Raw genomic sequence first — 16,131 nt, forward strand, 5'->3', positions numbered from 1 at the left:
TCGACGAGGCCGTAGGACTTGGCCTTCTCGCGGGAGCCGACGTCGTAGGCGGCCAGGGCTGGCTCGCCGGCGTCCGCGAAGAAGTCGACGAACTCGGCGATGTCGAAGCTGATGAGGTTGTCGCCGGCGACGACGACGAGGTCCTCGTCGATGCCCTCGCGGTCGACCAGCTGGGCGAGCGCGCCGACGACGCCGAACTTCTCGGACTCGTCGGTGGTGTCCTCGACGGAGAGGGTGGGTTTCTCGAACGCCGTTTCCGCGAGATACGTCTCGAACTCCCCCGCAAAGCGCTCGTTGGTGGAGACGAACACCTCGTCGATCCGGTCGTCGGCCTCCAGATCCGCGAAGATCTCGTCGATGACCGTGTGGTCGCCGATCGGGAGGAACATCTTGGGTCGATCCTTCGTGATCGGCCATAGCCGCGTCGCGTACCCGCCGGCGAGGACAACCGCCTTCATATACTCGCGCAGACGGGCAGGCATCGTATCATTCTTTCCGTCTCGGGACGGTCGGTAGTTCACGGCCGTTCATAGCTGGCCGACGCGGTCCGCGGCATACCCGAGAAGGGTGTCGTGGCCGTCCGCGGACAGCAGAACCGGCCGGAACGGCTCCGCGGCGCGAAGCTCACGGTCGTCAACCGTAGCGTAGGTCGTCCCCGCGGGAACGCGTTCGAAGTTCTCGACGTGAACGCGGTAGGACCGTCCGGGCGGTTTCTCGATCGTTTCGCGGACTCGAAAGTGGCCGGTCGGCGACGGCGTCACGTCCCCCGGGAGGGCGTCCGTCGCGCGGAGAAACGCCACCAGACAGTCGAACGCGTTGTCGGCCGCGGCGTCCGACCCTTGGTAACCGGCCTCGACGTTGACGAAGCCGGGGAGCGTGACGCTCCGTCCCTCGACGACGCCGGTGAAGTCGGCCGCGTGATCGAGCGGCAGCGCCCGCATCACCCGTGCCTTCCGGGGCGTGGGGTCAGCCAGCGTCCCGAACGGGCGGTCATCGGAGACGGTCGCGTGAAAGCCGAGCGTGAAACAGTCCTCGATCTCCCGCAGGAGATCGTGCGCGAGTCGCTCCTCGTGTGCGTCACCGTTCGGATCGCCGGGGAAGGACCGATTGAGGTCCGACTCCAGGAAGCGGTCGCCGGCCGCGAGCGCTGCCTCGTTGGCGACGATCAGCTTGACCGGCCGTCGTATTCGGTCGCGGAGGTCCGTCTCGAGGAAGCGATCGATCGCTCGAACGCCGCACGGTTCGTCGCCGTGAACTCCGCCGACCGCGGCGATCGGGGAGCGCTTCGCCCCGTCCCCGTCGTCCGGTTCAATCGTCTCCACGCGCATATCCCACCGGGGGACCCGCCGCCGCAAAAACGGTTCGGTCCGACGGGACGCCGGACTTATCCCGCGTGGCTCGCACGGTCCTCGTATGTCCCCCAGCGTGACCCCGATGTGTTGCGGGTCGCTGACGATGGACGCGGACGTGCTCGTCGCCGGCCGGTCGGGACGGATCGAGGCCCCTTCGACGACGTTTCTGATCGAGACCGCGGATCGCACGATCCTCGTGGACACGAGCTTCGGCCCGCCGGATCTGATGACGGAGCGCCATCCGGGGTTCGAGTGTCGTCGATCCGCCGACCGAACGCTGCGTGCGGCGCTCGAAGCCGAAGGGGCCGCGCCGTCGGACGTCGACGCGATCGTGTTCTCCCATCTCGATTGGGACCACTGTTACAACCTCGAGCTGTTCAACGAGGACGTCCCGATTTACGTCCAGCGGCGTGAGCTCCAGTACGCCATCGCCCCCTACCCGATGCATGCGGTTCGGTACGAGGCGAAGTCGCTCGGCCGGGAGCCGCCCTGGCTGTCTCGGGACCTGACCCCGATCGAGGGCGAGACGGAGCTGGCGCCGGGAGTCACCGCCTTCCCAACGCCGGGCCACACCGTCGGACACCAGTCCCTGGCGGTCGAGACCGACGCGGGAACGACCGTGATCGCCGCCGACGCGCTGCCGACCTTCGAGAACGTTCTTGAGGACGGGCCGGCGCCGTTCCGGCGGGGAGCGACGATGAACGACTTCGAGTGGTGGGAGAGTGCCCACGACGTCTCCGACCGGGCCGATCGGATCCTTCCGGGCCACGAGTGGGAGATCCTCGAAGCGAACCCGGTCGGATCGGATCGAACGTAGCGACCGAGGTAGCGATACGTTTTGCCGGAACAGTCGTCACTTAGTCACGCACGACGGGTAGGGTACGGTATGACCGACGCCGAGGACGTCCTTCGCCAAGCCGCCGAGTCGAACGTCGATCTGGTTCGGATCGTGTTCGTGAACAACAGCGGGGTGCCCCGCGGGCGGGTGGTCGACACGGACTCGCTCGAGCGCGTGCTCGAGCAGGGAACAAACGTCACGCACGCGATGCAGTCGTTCAACGCCCTCGACCGGCTCGCCCCCGAAGGGAGCTACGGACCCGCCGGTGAAGTTCGGATCGTGCCGGACCCCGAGACGTTCACCGTGCTTCCGTACGACGACCGCGCCGGCCTGCTGCTCGCCGACCTGCACGATCTGGACGGCGAGCCGTGGGCGGCCGGCCCGCGCGCACAGCTGGGGCGGTATCTCGAGGAGCTCGCGGCGGACGGATACACCGCGACGCTCTCCTTCGAGAGCGAGTTCTACTACACGCGGCAGGACGAGGACGGGGAGACGGTTCCCATCGACGGCAGCACGTGCTTTTCGACCGACGGGATGCGCAGCGCACACGACGTGATCCTCGACACCGTGGACGCGCTCGCCAAACAGGGCCTTGACCTCGCCGCCTACTACCCCGAGTACGGCCCCGGACAGCAGGAGCTGGTCGTCGAGCACGAGTCGGGGATCACGGCCGCCGACGCACAGGTCCTGTTCACCGAAACCGTCACCGCCGTGGCGAACGACCACGGCATCGACACGACGTTCCGGCCGAAGCCGTTCCCGGAGCTTCCCGGGACCGGCTGCCACGTCCACCTCTCGCTGTGGCGTGACGGGGAAAACGTCCTCCACGACCCGGACGACGGGGGACGGTATCCCCTCAGCGAGGCCGGGCGACACTTCGTCGGCGGGCTCCTTGAGCACGCGCCGGCGCTCGTTGCGATCACCGCACCGACGGTCGAGTCCTATGACCGACTCGCGCCCGGGATGTGGGCGTCGGCGTACACCTGTTGGGGCCACGACAACCGGGAGGCCGCGGTTCGGGTGCCGTCCGTGAGCACCGCGGACCCGGCGGCCACGACGCGCGTCGAGTTCAAGCCGGCCGACAACACGACCAACCCGTACCTCGCACAGCTGGCGCTGCTCGCGGCGGGGATCGACGGGATCGAGCGCGAGCTCGATCCGGGCGAGCCGCTCAACCGGGATCCGGGATCGCTCGATGAGGCGGCGCTGGCCGACCGCGGGATCGAACGACTGCCGGCGACGCTCGCGGAGGCGATCGACGCGCTCGAGGCCGACGCGGTTCTCCGGTCGGCGCTCGGAGACCCGCTTCACCGGTCGTTCATCGAGGTCAAACGCAGCGAGTGGGACCAGTCCACCACGGACGGGGAGTGGGAGTCCGACTACCTCGATCGCGCGTTCTGACGGGGGACGGACCGGACACCATCGCTCGGCCCCAGCCCGTCGCGATGCAGCCGGTCGTGACGCGGCCCCGTCTCCCCGCATCGATCCGGACGCTTATCTCGTTCGTCCCGTACGGTGATGTATGCCCCCCGCCGACGCCGACCGCACGACGAGACAGCGGATCGCGGACCGACTCCGCGACGGTGAGGCCACCGCAAGCGAACTGGCAGCGGAACTCGCGGTGCCGGTGCCGGTCGTCTACGACCACCTCGAGCACGTCGCGGAGTCGGTCGGGACGGACGAACGATTCCTCGTCGCGCCGCCGACCTGTCCCGACTGCGGGTTCGACCGGTTCGACGACCGTCTGGGACGTCCCTCACGGTGCCCGGAGTGTCGGTCCGAGCGGATCGAGGAGCCGGTCTACCGGATCGAGGAGCCCGACTAGCCGGTCGACCCGGGTGTGGTTCGTCCGATGACGCCCCTGATGGGTCCCCGCCTGGCGGCCGATCCGATGGCGGATCACCTCGGCGAGGCCGCGATCGGATAAACACCTATGGTGGTCTGTCCACTATCTCGGGGCGTGCTCGCTCAGTCGATCCCGTCGGTGTCGGCGCCGTTCGCGATCTACGTGCTGGCGTTCGCCGCCGCCGCGGTGGCCTGCTTCGCGAGCGTCCCTCGCGCACGCACGTTCGACGATCCGGACGTTCGCGTCGGGCTGGTCTCGCTGCTCGTGCTCAGCGGGCTCTGGGCGACGGCCCACGTCGGGTTCCTGCTGGCGGGGCAAGGCTCGCTGGCGGTCCCGCTGTACGTCGCCGGGCTCGTGGCCGGGTTCTCGACGATCGGCGCGTGGCTCTACTTCTGTTCGGCCTACACCGGGCGAACGCTGCATCGACAGCCCGTCTACCGGCGCGCCGCCGTCGGGGTCTTCCTCGCGGTGCTCGCGGTCAAGTTCACCAACCCGATACACGGGATCTACTTCACCGTCGAGCCCAGCACCACGCCGTTTCCCCACCTCGGGATTCACCATCTGGTCGGTCACTGGATCGCGATGGGACTGGCGTACGCGCTCGCGACCGTCGGGATCTTCATGCTCGTCGAGCAGTTCACGCAGGTCGGTGCCGACACCACGCCGCTTGCGGTGCTCGTCGGGATCACCGGACTTCCGCTCGTGCTCGACGTCATCGGGACGCTGCATCCCGGCTTGATCGATATGACCTACGAGCCCCTCGGCGTCGCCGTCTTCGCCGTCGGCGTGTTGTTCGTCTTCTACGACCGGTTCCAGGCGACGCGCATCGCCCACGAGACCGACGAACCGGTGATCGTGCTCGACGACGACGACCGGGTCCGGGACTACAACGTCAGCGCACGGCGGTGCTTTCCGGAGATCGCCGACCGCGTCGTCATCGGCGAGCCGCTCGCGGAGGCGCTGCCCGAACTCGCCGCGGCGGTCGAGTCGGGAACCGACGTCTGTCCGGTCGACCGGGACGGCGAGACTCGGTATTATCGCGTCTCCGTGGGTCCGTTCACGGCCGGGTCGCGTCACCTCGGCCGGCTCCTCACGATCGCGGACGTCACCGACCGCGAGCGCTACCGAACGGAGCTGGAGCGTCAGAACGAGCGGCTCGACCGCTTCGCGAGCGTGGTGAGCCACGACCTGCGGAACCCCCTCAACGTCGCGCAGGGTCGAGTCGAACTCGCCCTGGAAACCGGCGACGACGAACACCTCGCGGCGGCCGCGAACGCGCTCGACCGGATGGAGGAGCTGATCGCCGACGTCCTCACGCTGGCCAGACAGGGACAACCGATCGGCGAGACTGAGCGCGTCCGGCTCGAGGCCGTCGCCGAGGCGGCCTGGAGCGTGATCGAGGCGGACGCGGCCACGCTCGCCGTCGCGGACGATCCCGCGTTCCGGGCCGACGCCGACCGGCTCAAACAGCTGCTGGAGAACCTGTTCAGGAACGCGATCGAGCACGGCGGTTCGGACGTCCGCGTGACGGTCGGCGCGCTCCCGGACGGGACCGGGTTCTACGTCGCGGACGACGGACCGGGGATCCCCGAGGAGAGCCGCGAGGAGGTCTTCGAGTACGGCTACACGACCAACCGGGACGGGACGGGGTTCGGCCTCGCGATCGTCTCGGAGATCGCGGAGGCGCACGGCTGGGACGTCACCGCCACCGAGGGGGCGACCGGCGGCGCCCGGTTCGAGTTCGCCGGCGTCGATCCCGCCGGGGACGATGCCGAGTCCGGTTTCACCGTGGACGACGCCGAATCCGGCTTCGCCGGGGACGACGATGACGGGTCGACGGTCCGGCCGCGTTAGCCGTCGCCGTGGGCGTCGACGATGACGACCTCGCCGTCCTCGACGGTGACGTTGATGAGGGTCCGGACGGTGTAATCGGTGTCGTCGAGCTCGTTCTCGCCGGCCTTCTTGATGACGGCGACGACGTCGACGACGTCCGCGCCGATGTCGTTCGTCAGCGCGTCGAGGATCGCCTTCATCGTGCCGCCCGTCGAGAGGACGTCGTCGAGCACGAGCACGCGGTCGCCGGGCTCGACGTCGTTGATGTACATCTCCGACTCCGAGTAGCCGGTCTCCTGAAACAGCGGGACCTCGCCCTCGAGGCCGTACTGGCGCTTCCGGATGACCACGAGCGGAATGTCGGTCATCAGCGACAGCGCCGTCGAGATGTGGATCCCCATCGCGGCCGGGGTGACGATCTTGTCGACGTTCTCGAGCTCGGCCTTCCGGATGATCCGGATGACGATCTCCCGGAGGAGCTCCGGCTCGAGCATCGGAACCCCGTCGCTTATCGGATGGACGAAGTACTCGTACTCGCCTTTCTCGATGATCGGGGCGTCGAGCAGGGACTGCTCCAGCTGGTCCATGTCGCCGGTACAGACCCGGTCGGATAAAGCCTGGCGGTTATCGCCGTGCGTGCGCCGGTCTCCCACTCGATCACGACCCACCCGCGAGCCCTCTCCCGGGGACTCGCCCGGTAGTCAGTCGTCCGGCGGGAGCCGGTCCAGGACGCGCTCGCCGACGCCGGTGAGGTACGCCTGGCCCCAGACCCCGACGATCAGCGCGCCGATCGAGTTGAACACCAGATCCTTGACGGTGTCGTCGAGCCCGTGTTGGGCCAGCGGCATCGAGATGCCGGTCCTGGCAGCGAAGACGTCGAGGCCGAACTCGAACAGCTCCCAGACCACGCCGAACGCGAGCACGAACGCCACGAGAAAGACGACGAAGAAGCGTCGCGGAAGGCGGATCTCGTCGTGGTGGGCGTCGACGGCGCGGACGGCGACGTACCCGATCGCGGCGACCACGGACGCCGAGGTGGCGTGCGTGATGTGGTCCCACCAGCCCACGGAGGCGTAGAGGCCGGCCGACCCGAGCGTGTGCAGGAACACGGCGGTCGTGAGCCAGAACGCCAGAAACGGGTCGATCGGAACGCGGTAGTTCCGCTCGATGACCGCGGGCGCGAAGGTGATCGCCAGCGCCGCGGCGCCGTTCGTGACCGTCTTCGGCTCGCCGACCCAGACCCCGTAGCCGATCAGCACGACGAGGACCGCCTGCATCGTCCGCGCGAGTCCGCGTTTGGTTGCGGTCGGGAGCGTCGCCCGAAGTCGTCGGATCATCGGGATCGACCTCCGTTCGCCATCCGGCCCGGACCGGCCTTCGTCATTCGGACCGCCTCCCGTCCTCGGCCGCGGATCCAGTCGTTCCGGCGTCGCCGAGCTCCCGCTCGAGCCGCCGTGTGAGTGCGCGGTCGCGCCGGCGGAAGTACAGATCGAACAGCAGCCCGGCGACGATTCCCGCGATCGTCACCCATTGAAACTCGACCATCAGCGCCTCGTTGTCGGCGAGGTAGGTCGTTCCAAGCGTCCGGTCCAATCCCCAGCGGGCGATCGTCCACAGCGCCGCGGTCGCCAGCGTCGCCACGACGACCAGCAGGACCGCGAACCAGTGGGTCACCCGCATCGGCGTGAACATGTCCAGCTCGGCGACGACGAGCAGCGCGAGCGCCGCGAGCGAGAGGTAGGTCGCGAAGACGCCGATCTCGACGCCCGGGGCGAGCGCTCGTGCCGCGAGCGGCAGCGCGGCGAGCACGAGCAGCTCCCACGGGAGCATCACGCGCCAGTCGCGGCGCGCGACCGCCGGCAGCGCCATCACGCCCGCCGTGGTCGCCGAGACGATGAGCCACTGGGCGTCGAGCGGCAGCAGGCTCTCGAGGAACACGAGCCCGACCAGCCCGACGAGCACCCAGCCGATCAGCGCGTTCCGTCGCGTGTCGCGGAACAACGACGCCATGAGGTCGGCGTCAGCGTCAGTCATCGTCGGTCGATCCCGTCGGGCGTCGTCCGGAGTGGTGCTGCTGAATCATCGGTCGTGGATCACCGGGACTGGATCATCGGTCGTGGATCACCGGGAACGGGGCCGCCGTTCGGGAGCGCCTAGCCGTACTGGCCGTCTTCCTCGGCCTGGATCTCGTCGAGATACTCGTGGGCCTCCTCGAAGATCTCGCGGGGGCCGTCCTGGGTGATCGTGTTGATCGCCTGGTCGTAATCGCGCCACTGGAGGTCGCGGTGTTCCTTCGAGAGCTCGGCGCTCGCCTCGAAGGAGCGCGCGATGAACAGGTGGACCGTCTTGTGGATGGTCTCGCCGTTCGCCTCGAACACGTAATCGTACTCCTCGCGGAAGCCGTCGATGAGGCGGAAATCCGAGATTCCCGCCTCCTCCTCGACCTCCCTGATCGCCGTTTGCTGGAGCTCCTCGTTCCCCTCGACCCCGCCTTTGGGGAACTCCCAGTCCCCCGGACGGCTCTTCAGGAGCAGGTACTCCCGGTGGCCGCGGGTGTCGCGGAAGAGGATGGCTCCAGCGCTCGTCGCTTCGACCGTCATTGCGGGCTTCTACTTGGTCGCCGCTAAAGAGGGTGTCGGACGCGACACCCCGCCACGTCGGCCGGTCCGTGACCGTCGCCGGACCACGGCGCCCGATTCTCGACGCGTGCCCCCTCACGCCACGCGACCGGATGTAGGTGCGTTTTTACCCGTCGGCGCCCCACGATCGATATCCCCAGCGATGACCTTCGTCACCAAACTCTCCTTCGAATCCGGCGACCGGCGCGTCCTCGAGGAGACCGTCGAGGACCTCCACCGGACGCTCGAGCGAAAGGGCGTGGAGTGTAAGGGCCCTCACTCCTTCTCGCCCGAGCGAACGCGCGTGCAGCTTTATAAACAACTCCGACCCGGCGACCAGTTCTCGCCGTGGGAATACACCGTCTACGCGCGCAAACTCGAGATCCACGGGTCCGACGACATCGCCCGCGAGATGGTCGACCGCGACTTCCCCGACTCCGTCCACGTCGAGGTCGAGGTCGACCGGAAGAAGCCGCTCGGTCACGGTCGCGACTGACGGTTGAAAAGAGGATCAGTATAAATACTCCGACCGTGAGCACTCAGCGATAGCCCAAATCGACCGACTGCGGCGTGGTACTCTGAACCGGCGATCGGTCCCGTCTAGTAACCTTTAACCGACGCAAACCGGTATTTCCTCCCAAGATGGCGAGCAACAAGATCCTCGGTATCGACCTCGGTACCACGAACTCCGCGTTTGCGGTGATGGAGGGCGGCGACCCCGAGATCATCGCGAACGCCGAAGGCGACCGAACGACGCCGTCGATCGTCGCGTTTTCCGACGACGGGGAGCGGCTGGTCGGCAAGCCCGCCAAGAACCAGGCGGTACAGAACCCCGACCGGACGATCCAGTCCATCAAGCGGCACATGGGCGAGGAGGACTACACCGTGGCGATCGAGGACGAGGAGTACACGCCCGAGCAGGTCTCGGCGATGATCCTCCAGAAGATCAAACGCGACGCCGAGGAGTACCTGGGCGACGAGATCGAGAAGGCGGTCATCACCGTTCCCGCCTACTTCAACGACAAGCAGCGACAGGCGACGAAGGACGCCGGCGAGATCGCCGGCTTCGAGGTCGACCGGATCGTCAACGAGCCGACCGCGGCCGCGATGGCGTACGGCCTCGACGACGAGTCCGACCAGACCGTCCTCGTCTACGACCTGGGCGGCGGCACCTTCGACGTCTCCATCCTCGATCTGGGCGGCGGCGTCTACGAGGTCGTCGCGACCAACGGCGACAACGACCTCGGCGGCGACGACTGGGACGAGGCGATCATCGACCACCTCGCCGAGGAGTTCGAGAACGACCACGGGATCGACCTCCGCGAGGACCGGCAGGCCCTCCAGCGGCTCACGGAGGCCGCCGAGGAGGCGAAGATCGAGCTGTCGAACAAGAAGGAGACGACGGTCAACCTGCCGTTCATCACGGCGACCGACTCCGGCCCGGTCCACCTCGAGCAGTCGATCACGCGGGCCACCTTCGAGTCGCTGACCGAGGACCTCCTCGAGCGGACCGTCGGTCCGACCGAGCAGGCGCTCGAGGACGCGGGCTACGCAAAGGACGACATCGACGAGGTCATCCTCGTCGGCGGATCCACCCGGATGCCGCAGGTCCAGGAGAAGGTCGAGGAGCTCGTCGGCCAGGAGCCGAAGAAGAACGTCAACCCCGACGAGGCCGTCGCGCTGGGCGCGGCCGTCCAGGGCGGCGTGCTCTCGGGCGACGTCGACGACATCGTCCTGCTGGACGTGACGCCGCTGTCGCTCGGCATCGAGGTGAAGGGCGGCCTCTTCGAGCGGCTCATCGAGAAGAACACCACGATCCCGACGGAGGCCTCCAAGGTCTTCACCACCGCCGCGGACAACCAGACGTCGGTCAACGTCCGCGTCTTCCAGGGCGAACGCGAGATCGCCGAGGAGAACGAGCTGCTGGGCGCCTTCCAGCTCACCGGCATCCCGCCGGCGCCGGCCGGAACGCCGCAGATCGAGGTCTCCTTTAACATCGACGAGAACGGGATCGTCAACGTCGAGGCCGAGGACCAGGGCTCGGGCAACGCCGAGTCGATCACCATCGAGGGCGGCGCCGGCCTCTCCGACGAGGAGATCGAGCAGATGCAGGAGGAGGCCGAACAGCACGCCGAGGAGGACGAGAAGCGCCGCGAGCGGATCGAGGCCCGCAACGAGGCCGAGTCGACGGTCCAGCGCGCCGAGACACTCATCGAGGAGAACGAGGAGAACGTCGACGACGACGTGATCGCGGAGATCGAGGCCGCGATGGACGACGTCGAGGACGTCCTCGCCGACGAGGACGCCGACATCGACGAGATCGAGTCGGCCACGGAGGATCTGGCCGACCAGCTCCAGGAGATCGGCAAGCAGATGTACCAGGAGCAGGCGGCCCAGGCCGGTGCCGCCGGCGGCGCCGGCGCTGCGGGCGCCGGCCCGGGCGGAATGGGCGGCGCTGGCCCCGGCGGGATGGGCGGTGCCGGGCCCGGCGGCGCGGCCGGCAACGGTGCCGGCGAGCCCGGCGACGACGAGTACGTCGACGCCGACTTCGAGGACGTGGACGACGAGAACGAGGACGAGGAGTAATCGGTTCCCGTCCGCCGACCGGAAACCATCCAAGCGGACGGTTCACGCCCGCATCGGAACGATATCGGCCGCGCTCGGCCGCGGGTCGGGTGCACGCTTTTCAAGTAGCCCGACGAATTACGACGCCACAAGACCGGAACTTCACGCATGAGCGAGGACTTCTACGACGTACTCGGGGTCTCACGGGACGCCGACGTCGACGAGATCAAACAGGCGTATCGAAAGAAGGCGGCCGAATACCATCCCGACGTCAGCGACCACGACGACGCCGAGGAGAAGTTCAAGAAGATCAAGAAGGCCAAGGAGGTCCTCACCGACGAGGAGACGCGCCGCCAGTACGACCAGCTGGGCCACGACCGGTTCGTCGAGGCCGAGAAGCGCGGCGCGACGGGGTCGGGCGCCGGCGGCGGAGCCGGCGGCGCGGGCGGCCCCTTCGGCGGTGCCGGCGGAGCCGGTGGCGCCGGCGGCTTCGAGGACATCTTCAACCAGTTCTTCGGCGGCGGCGGTCGCGGCCGGGGCGGCGACCCGAACCGGCCGCGGCAGGGCCAGGACCTCCGGACGGGCGTGACGATCGACCTCGAGGAGGCGTTCGAGGGCGTCACCAAGCAGTTCTCGGTCACCAGACCCGAGACGTGTGACACCTGCGACGGCGCCGGCCATCCGCCGGACGCGGACGTCTCGACGTGTCGGCAGTGCAACGGCCAGGGCCAGGTCACGCAGGTCCAACAGACGCCGCTCGGACGCGTCCAGCAGACGACGACCTGTCCCCGGTGTGAGGGGACCGGCGAGACCTACAGCGAGCGCTGTGACGACTGCGGCGGCGACGGCGTCGTTCGCAACGAGGCGACGCTGTCGGTCGAGATCCCTGCCGGGATCCGGTCGGGGCAGAGCCTCCGGATGGAGGGCGAGGGCGCTCCCGGCGAGAACGGCGGGCCGAACGGCGACCTCCTCATCGAGGTCGACGTGGACGTCGGCGACCGGTTCGAACGCGACGGCGCCGACCTCCACGTCCACGAGGCGGTCTCGTTCCCGCAGGCCGTCTTCGGCGACACGGTGCAGATCGAGGCCGTCGACGGCACCGTCGAGATGGACGTCCCGGCAGGCACCCAAAGCGGCGAGACGTTCCGGCTCTCCGGCAAGGGGATGCCTCGGCTGCGCGGCCGGGGGCGCGGCGACCTGTACGTCCAGGTGCAGGTCGTCGTTCCGGACTCGCTCAACGACGAGCAGCGCGAGGCGCTCGAGGCGTTCGCCGAGGCCGGCGGCGAGGAGATCGACGTCGAGCAGGGCTTCTTCGAGAAGCTGAAGAGCTCCTTTTAAACTCCGAAGAGATACTTTTAAACCGGCCCTCCGATCGGCCGACCGTCCCTCGAGAGGGACGCTTTTGACTCTCTCGGCCGGAGTCGACGTATGGAGACACTTGCGGACCCGCTCGCCCGCGATCGACGAAGCGACGATCCCGCGCTCGTGACGCCGGACGGCCGGGAGCGTAGCCGCCACGACCTGATCACGAACGCGTACAGGGCCGGCAACGCGCTCCGGCACGAGGGCGTTCGCCGGGGTGCCGCGGTCGGGATCGCGCCGGTCCCTGATCTACCGTTCCTCCTCGCGTTCCTCGGCGCCGGCCTCCTGGGCGCGCGCGTTCGGTTCGACGTGGACGCGAGCCTCGCGGCCGGCGCGCGGGCCGTGGTCGTCCCGGCGGCCGACGCCCCGGACGTCACGGCGGAGGCGGGACCGGGAACGCGCGTGGTCGCCGTGGGCGGGGAGTCCGCCGATCCCGCCGTCACCCACTGGGAGGAGACCGTCTGGAGCGAGAATCCGGCGTTTCCGTCGCCGACGGTCGAGCCCGACGATCCGTTATTGGACTCGCCCGGCGGCGACGATGCCGTCACTCACGGCGAGGCGATCACCGCAGCCACGGCGATCGCCGAGCAGTACGGGATCACTTCGTCGCGTCGGGTCGTCCTTCGGTCCTCGCTGGCGCACCCGGGCGCGGTCGTGGCCGGCGTGCTCGCGCCGCTGTGCGGCGGCGGGGTCACCGTGTTGTCGTCGGCCGAGGCCGAGGGCGTCGCCGATGACGACCTGGTGATAACCGAGGCCGGTGACCCGACCACCATCGACGTCGCCGACCCGACCGTCATCGATCCCGACGACGTCCCGATCTGAGGTCTGCCGGTTCGACCGTCCCCGCGCGGTATCGTCGATTCTCGGGGCACTCACTGCAGCTCGCGGATCCGTGCGATCGCTTCGGGGTTCTCGATCGACGAGCGGTCGCCCGGGTCCTCCCCGCGGTGGGCCGCCGCGATGGCGCGGCGAACGACCTTCCCCGACTGCGTTTTGGGAAACTCGGGGACGAAACGGATCGCACGCGGTCGAAACGGCTTGCCGTGTTGCTCGCCGACCAGCGTCCGCAGCTCGGACCGGAGGTCCTCGGTCGGTTCGACTTCGGGATCGAGGATGACGTAGCAGACGACCGCGGTCCCCGTCGTCTCGTCCGGGACGCCGATCGCGGCGGCCTGGGTGACCGCCGGATGCTCGACGAGGACGCCCTCGATCTCGGCGGGGCCGACCTTCCGTCCCGCGACGTTCAGCGCGTCGTCGGCGCGACCGTGGAGGAACCAGAACCCGTCGGCGTCCACCTGCGCGAAGTCGCCGTGGTTCCACAGGCCCTCCCACCGCGACCAGTACTCCTCGAGATACCGCTCGTCGCCCGACCAGAGGCTCTTGGTCATCGACGGGCAGGAGTCGCGCGCGACCAGATAGCCGCGCTCGCCGGCTTCACGGACCGACTCGCCGGCCTCGTCGACGACGTCCACGCACATGCCGAGTCCCGGGCCGCCCAGCGTGCACGGCTTGAGCGGCCGGTCGGGCATCGGCATCAGGAAACAGCCGCAGATCTCCGTCCCGCCGGAGATGTTGATGATCGGACACTCCCCGTTCCCGACGGTCTCGTGGAACCACCGCCAGGACTCCGGATCCCACGGCTCACCGGTCGACCCGAGCAGCCGCAGGCTCGAGAGGTCGTGTGCGTCCACCCACTCGTCGCCGTGCTTTCGCAACGCCCGGATCGCCGTCGGCGAGACGCCGAAGGTCGTCACGCCGTGTCTCTCGATCAGCTCCCAGAAGCGGTCGGGATCCGGGTGGTCGGGGGCCCCCTCGTAGAGCACGACCGTGCCGCCGAAGGCATGGTTGCCGATCAGCGTCCAGGGTCCCATCATCCAGCCGACGTCCGAGACCCAGAAGAACCGGTCGCTCGGTTGGTGGTCGAACCCGAAGTGGATCTCCTTGCTGCACTGGAGGAGCACGCCGGCGTGCGTGTGAACGATCCCCTTCGGCTCGCCGGTGGTCCCCGACGAGTAGAGCAGCAACGACTCCTGATCCGCCGGGAACGAGTCGGAGCCGTAGCCGACCGGTTGTGAGTCGATCGCTGCCGCCCAGGTTTCATCGCGTCCGTCGGTCCAGGGGACCGCGGTCGGATCAGCGGCGTTCCCTGCTTCCGGGCCAGTCGTTCCGGCTGTCGGCTCCGCCGCGGGCGTCCGACCGAGACGGTCGTACACGACCACGTGCTCGACGTGACCGGCCTCCTCGATCGCGGCGTCGGCGGTTTCCTTGAGCATCACCGGCGACCCGCGGCGGTGGAAGCCGTCGGCAGTGAACAGGACCGACGGTTCGGCGTCGGCGATCCGCGTCGCGGTGGCCTCGGTCCCGAACCCGGAGAATATCGGGACGGCGATCGCGCCGACTTTGAAACAACCGTAGAGGATCGGGACGACTTCGGGGACCATCGGCATGTACAGCCCCACCGTGTCGCCGGGGTCGGTCCCGACCGACGTCAGGTAGGCGGCGACCCGATCGCTTGCGCGGGCGAGCTCGTGGAAGGTCAGTTCGCGGACGTCGCCGGGTTCGCCCTCCCAGACGACCGCGACGCGATCTCGGTTCGGCGACTCCGGCGCGGCGTGGCGGTCGCAGACGTTGTGCGCGACGTTCAACTTCCCGCCGACGTACCACTCCGAGAACTGTGGGCCGTCGGCGTCGTCGCGAACCGCGTCGTAGGGCTCGTCGAACTCGACCCCGAGGTAGTCGACGATCTCGTCCCAGAACCACTCCACGCCCGACTCGGCGACGCCGTCGATCCCGTAGCAGGTCCGGTCGATCAGTTCGTCGTAGTCGTCGATCCCGTACTCACGCATAAACGCCCGGACGTTCGTCTTCGCGGCGGTTTCCGGGTCCGGACGGTGGGCGATCTCCGTGCAGTCCTCGAGGGGATCCATCCCGTGAGTCTTGTGATCGATCCGGTAAGTAGTTTCGTACGATCGACGGGAAGACGGTTTTCGGGCGGTCGCGGGGGATCAGGTGGGCGCGGAGAATCGGATGGGCGCGGGGGGATCAGGTGGGTGCGGAGGAGCGGATGGGCGCGGGGAACGGTTTTCACCGTGGGAGTTCTTAGCCGCGTATATGTACGTCCGTGATGCCAAAAACCGGGACGAAGCGTGGTTGCTCGACCACATCGAGGCGATGGGGCTCGACGATATGGCGTTTCGCTCGCGGGATTACGTCATCGCGGTCGACGAGGAGTCGAACGAGCGCGTCGGGTTCGGTCGACTCCGGATCCACAAGGGCGATCCCGAGCTGTGCGAGCTCACGGGCATCGGCGTACTCGAGCCCTGGCGCGGACAGGGCGTGGGCGCGCACGTCATCGAACGGCTCGTCGAGACCGCGGACGCGGAGGGCTTCGAGACCGTCTACACCCTGACCGACGAGCCCGGCTACCTCGAGCGGTTCGGCTTCGAGCCGGTGGCCGACGAGGACCTCCCCGACCGGCTTCGCGAGCGGCTCTCGGAGAAGCGCTCGGTGGTCGACGAGTCGGTGGTCGGCCTCCGGATCGAGGTCGACGCCTTCGACCTCCCGGCCGGCACCCGGGAGGCCTTCAAAAACGCCGCGGCCGACGGGGAGACCGACAGCGACCACGAGGAGTCGCCCGAGGACTTCGGCATCGACCCCGACACGGCCACGTATAAGTACGACACCGGCAGCTGATCCGCCCTCGGTCCGGCGACGAAC

Annotated in this window: 16 protein-coding genes; 9 read left to right on the forward strand and 7 right to left on the reverse strand. The window is 68.5% G+C overall.

What is annotated here, in order from left to right; genetic code table 11:
• On the reverse strand, nt 1-458 hold a 458-nt coding region (locus tag BLV25_RS05225), incomplete at its 3' end, for a nucleotidyltransferase family protein (protein ID WP_176819438.1).
• 69 nt (nt 459-527) lie between these two features.
• A complete protein-coding gene (locus BLV25_RS05230; protein ID WP_021074913.1) occupies nt 528-1,328 on the reverse strand; it encodes a M14 family metallopeptidase in 801 nt (266 codons plus the stop codon).
• A gap of 85 nt (nt 1,329-1,413) precedes the next feature.
• Between BLV25_RS05230 and BLV25_RS05235 the strand changes: the two genes are divergently transcribed.
• From BLV25_RS05235 to BLV25_RS05250, 4 genes are all read left to right on the forward strand, one after another.
• Nucleotides 1,414-2,169: an N-acyl homoserine lactonase family protein gene (locus tag BLV25_RS05235; protein WP_092731253.1), complete on the forward strand. Its 756-nt coding sequence runs from the start codon at nt 1,414-1,416 to the stop codon at nt 2,167-2,169.
• Nucleotides 2,170-2,238: 69 nt separating this feature from the next.
• Nucleotides 2,239-3,591 carry a gamma-glutamylputrescine synthetase gene (gene glnA2 / locus BLV25_RS05240; RefSeq protein WP_092731255.1) on the forward strand — a complete coding sequence of 451 codons (1,353 nt, stop codon included), beginning with the start codon at nt 2,239-2,241 and terminating at the stop codon, nt 3,589-3,591.
• A 121-nt stretch (nt 3,592-3,712) separates the two neighbouring features.
• Complete coding sequence (locus tag BLV25_RS05245; protein WP_021074910.1) at nt 3,713-4,015, forward strand: transcriptional regulator; 303 nt, start codon at nt 3,713-3,715, stop codon at nt 4,013-4,015.
• A 108-nt stretch (nt 4,016-4,123) separates the two neighbouring features.
• Nucleotides 4,124-5,890: a sensor histidine kinase gene (locus tag BLV25_RS05250; RefSeq protein ID WP_092731257.1), complete on the forward strand. Its 1,767-nt coding sequence runs from the start codon at nt 4,124-4,126 to the stop codon at nt 5,888-5,890.
• Here the strand turns inward: BLV25_RS05250 and hpt are convergent.
• The 4 genes from hpt to BLV25_RS05270 form a co-directional block, all read right to left on the reverse strand.
• Nucleotides 5,887-6,456, reverse strand: coding sequence for a hypoxanthine/guanine phosphoribosyltransferase (gene hpt / locus BLV25_RS05255; RefSeq protein ID WP_021074907.1), 570 nt, complete (start codon nt 6,454-6,456; stop codon nt 5,887-5,889). The genes BLV25_RS05250 and hpt overlap by 4 nt on opposite strands.
• A gap of 114 nt (nt 6,457-6,570) precedes the next feature.
• Entirely contained in the window at nt 6,571-7,206 is a 636-nt protein-coding gene (locus BLV25_RS05260) for a hypothetical protein (RefSeq protein ID WP_021074906.1), read from the reverse strand.
• A 43-nt stretch (nt 7,207-7,249) separates the two neighbouring features.
• Nucleotides 7,250-7,903 carry a hypothetical protein gene (locus BLV25_RS05265; protein WP_049817652.1) on the reverse strand — a complete coding sequence of 218 codons (654 nt, stop codon included), beginning with the start codon at nt 7,901-7,903 and terminating at the stop codon, nt 7,250-7,252.
• Between the two features lie 119 nt (nt 7,904-8,022).
• Nucleotides 8,023-8,469 carry a bis(5'-nucleosyl)-tetraphosphatase gene (locus BLV25_RS05270; RefSeq protein ID WP_021074904.1) on the reverse strand — a complete coding sequence of 149 codons (447 nt, stop codon included), beginning with the start codon at nt 8,467-8,469 and terminating at the stop codon, nt 8,023-8,025.
• 181 nt (nt 8,470-8,650) lie between these two features.
• Here BLV25_RS05270 and BLV25_RS05275 point away from each other — a divergent pair, with 181 nt between their 5' ends.
• The 4 genes from BLV25_RS05275 (at nt 8,651) to BLV25_RS05290 (ending at nt 13,236) form a co-directional block, all read left to right on the forward strand.
• Nucleotides 8,651-8,983 carry an uS10/mL48 family ribosomal protein gene (locus tag BLV25_RS05275; RefSeq protein ID WP_021074903.1) on the forward strand — a complete coding sequence of 111 codons (333 nt, stop codon included), beginning with the start codon at nt 8,651-8,653 and terminating at the stop codon, nt 8,981-8,983.
• Between the two features lie 146 nt (nt 8,984-9,129).
• Nucleotides 9,130-11,073 carry a molecular chaperone DnaK gene (dnaK, locus tag BLV25_RS05280; RefSeq protein WP_092731259.1) on the forward strand — a complete coding sequence of 648 codons (1,944 nt, stop codon included), beginning with the start codon at nt 9,130-9,132 and terminating at the stop codon, nt 11,071-11,073.
• Between the two features lie 147 nt (nt 11,074-11,220).
• The gene (gene dnaJ, locus BLV25_RS05285; RefSeq protein WP_039400576.1) at nt 11,221-12,390 is read left to right on the forward strand and encodes a molecular chaperone DnaJ; all 1,170 of its coding nucleotides are present in this window, start codon (nt 11,221-11,223) and stop codon (nt 12,388-12,390) included.
• A gap of 90 nt (nt 12,391-12,480) precedes the next feature.
• Nucleotides 12,481-13,236, forward strand: coding sequence for a hypothetical protein (locus tag BLV25_RS05290; protein ID WP_092731261.1), 756 nt, complete (start codon nt 12,481-12,483; stop codon nt 13,234-13,236).
• Between the two features lie 50 nt (nt 13,237-13,286).
• Here the strand turns inward: BLV25_RS05290 and BLV25_RS05295 are convergent, their stop codons facing one another.
• The gene (locus BLV25_RS05295) at nt 13,287-15,341 is read right to left on the reverse strand and encodes an AMP-binding protein (protein ID WP_092731263.1); all 2,055 of its coding nucleotides are present in this window, start codon (nt 15,339-15,341) and stop codon (nt 13,287-13,289) included.
• Nucleotides 15,342-15,525: 184 nt separating this feature from the next.
• Here BLV25_RS05295 and BLV25_RS05300 point away from each other — a divergent pair, with 184 nt between their 5' ends.
• The gene (locus BLV25_RS05300; RefSeq protein WP_092731265.1) at nt 15,526-16,107 is read left to right on the forward strand and encodes a GNAT family N-acetyltransferase; all 582 of its coding nucleotides are present in this window, start codon (nt 15,526-15,528) and stop codon (nt 16,105-16,107) included.
• Nucleotides 16,108-16,131: the final 24 nt, after the last annotated feature.

Origin of the sequence: Halopenitus persicus (assembly GCF_900107205.1) — an archaeon.
Taxonomy (GTDB): domain Archaea; phylum Halobacteriota; class Halobacteria; order Halobacteriales; family Haloferacaceae; genus Halopenitus; species Halopenitus persicus.

Excerpts from the sequence above, each read along its gene's own strand:
- BLV25_RS05230 (WP_021074913.1), bottom strand. The coding sequence starts at position 1,328 with ATGCGCGTGGAGACGATTGAACCGGACGACGGGGACGGGGCGAAGCGC.
- BLV25_RS05235 (WP_092731253.1), top strand. The coding sequence starts at position 1,414 with ATGTCCCCCAGCGTGACCCCGATGTGTTGCGGGTCGCTGACGATGGAC.
- glnA2 (WP_092731255.1), top strand. The coding sequence starts at position 2,239 with ATGACCGACGCCGAGGACGTCCTTCGCCAAGCCGCCGAGTCGAACGTC.
- BLV25_RS05245 (WP_021074910.1), top strand. The coding sequence starts at position 3,713 with ATGCCCCCCGCCGACGCCGACCGCACGACGAGACAGCGGATCGCGGAC.
- BLV25_RS05250 (WP_092731257.1), top strand. The coding sequence starts at position 4,124 with ATGGTGGTCTGTCCACTATCTCGGGGCGTGCTCGCTCAGTCGATCCCG.
- hpt (WP_021074907.1), bottom strand. The coding sequence starts at position 6,456 with ATGGACCAGCTGGAGCAGTCCCTGCTCGACGCCCCGATCATCGAGAAA.
- BLV25_RS05260 (WP_021074906.1), bottom strand. The coding sequence starts at position 7,206 with ATGATCCGACGACTTCGGGCGACGCTCCCGACCGCAACCAAACGCGGA.
- BLV25_RS05265 (WP_049817652.1), bottom strand. The coding sequence starts at position 7,903 with ATGACTGACGCTGACGCCGACCTCATGGCGTCGTTGTTCCGCGACACG.
- BLV25_RS05270 (WP_021074904.1), bottom strand. The coding sequence starts at position 8,469 with ATGACGGTCGAAGCGACGAGCGCTGGAGCCATCCTCTTCCGCGACACC.
- BLV25_RS05275 (WP_021074903.1), top strand. The coding sequence starts at position 8,651 with ATGACCTTCGTCACCAAACTCTCCTTCGAATCCGGCGACCGGCGCGTC.
- dnaK (WP_092731259.1), top strand. The coding sequence starts at position 9,130 with ATGGCGAGCAACAAGATCCTCGGTATCGACCTCGGTACCACGAACTCC.
- dnaJ (WP_039400576.1), top strand. The coding sequence starts at position 11,221 with ATGAGCGAGGACTTCTACGACGTACTCGGGGTCTCACGGGACGCCGAC.
- BLV25_RS05290 (WP_092731261.1), top strand. The coding sequence starts at position 12,481 with ATGGAGACACTTGCGGACCCGCTCGCCCGCGATCGACGAAGCGACGAT.
- BLV25_RS05295 (WP_092731263.1), bottom strand. The coding sequence starts at position 15,341 with ATGGATCCCCTCGAGGACTGCACGGAGATCGCCCACCGTCCGGACCCG.
- BLV25_RS05300 (WP_092731265.1), top strand. The coding sequence starts at position 15,526 with ATGTACGTCCGTGATGCCAAAAACCGGGACGAAGCGTGGTTGCTCGAC.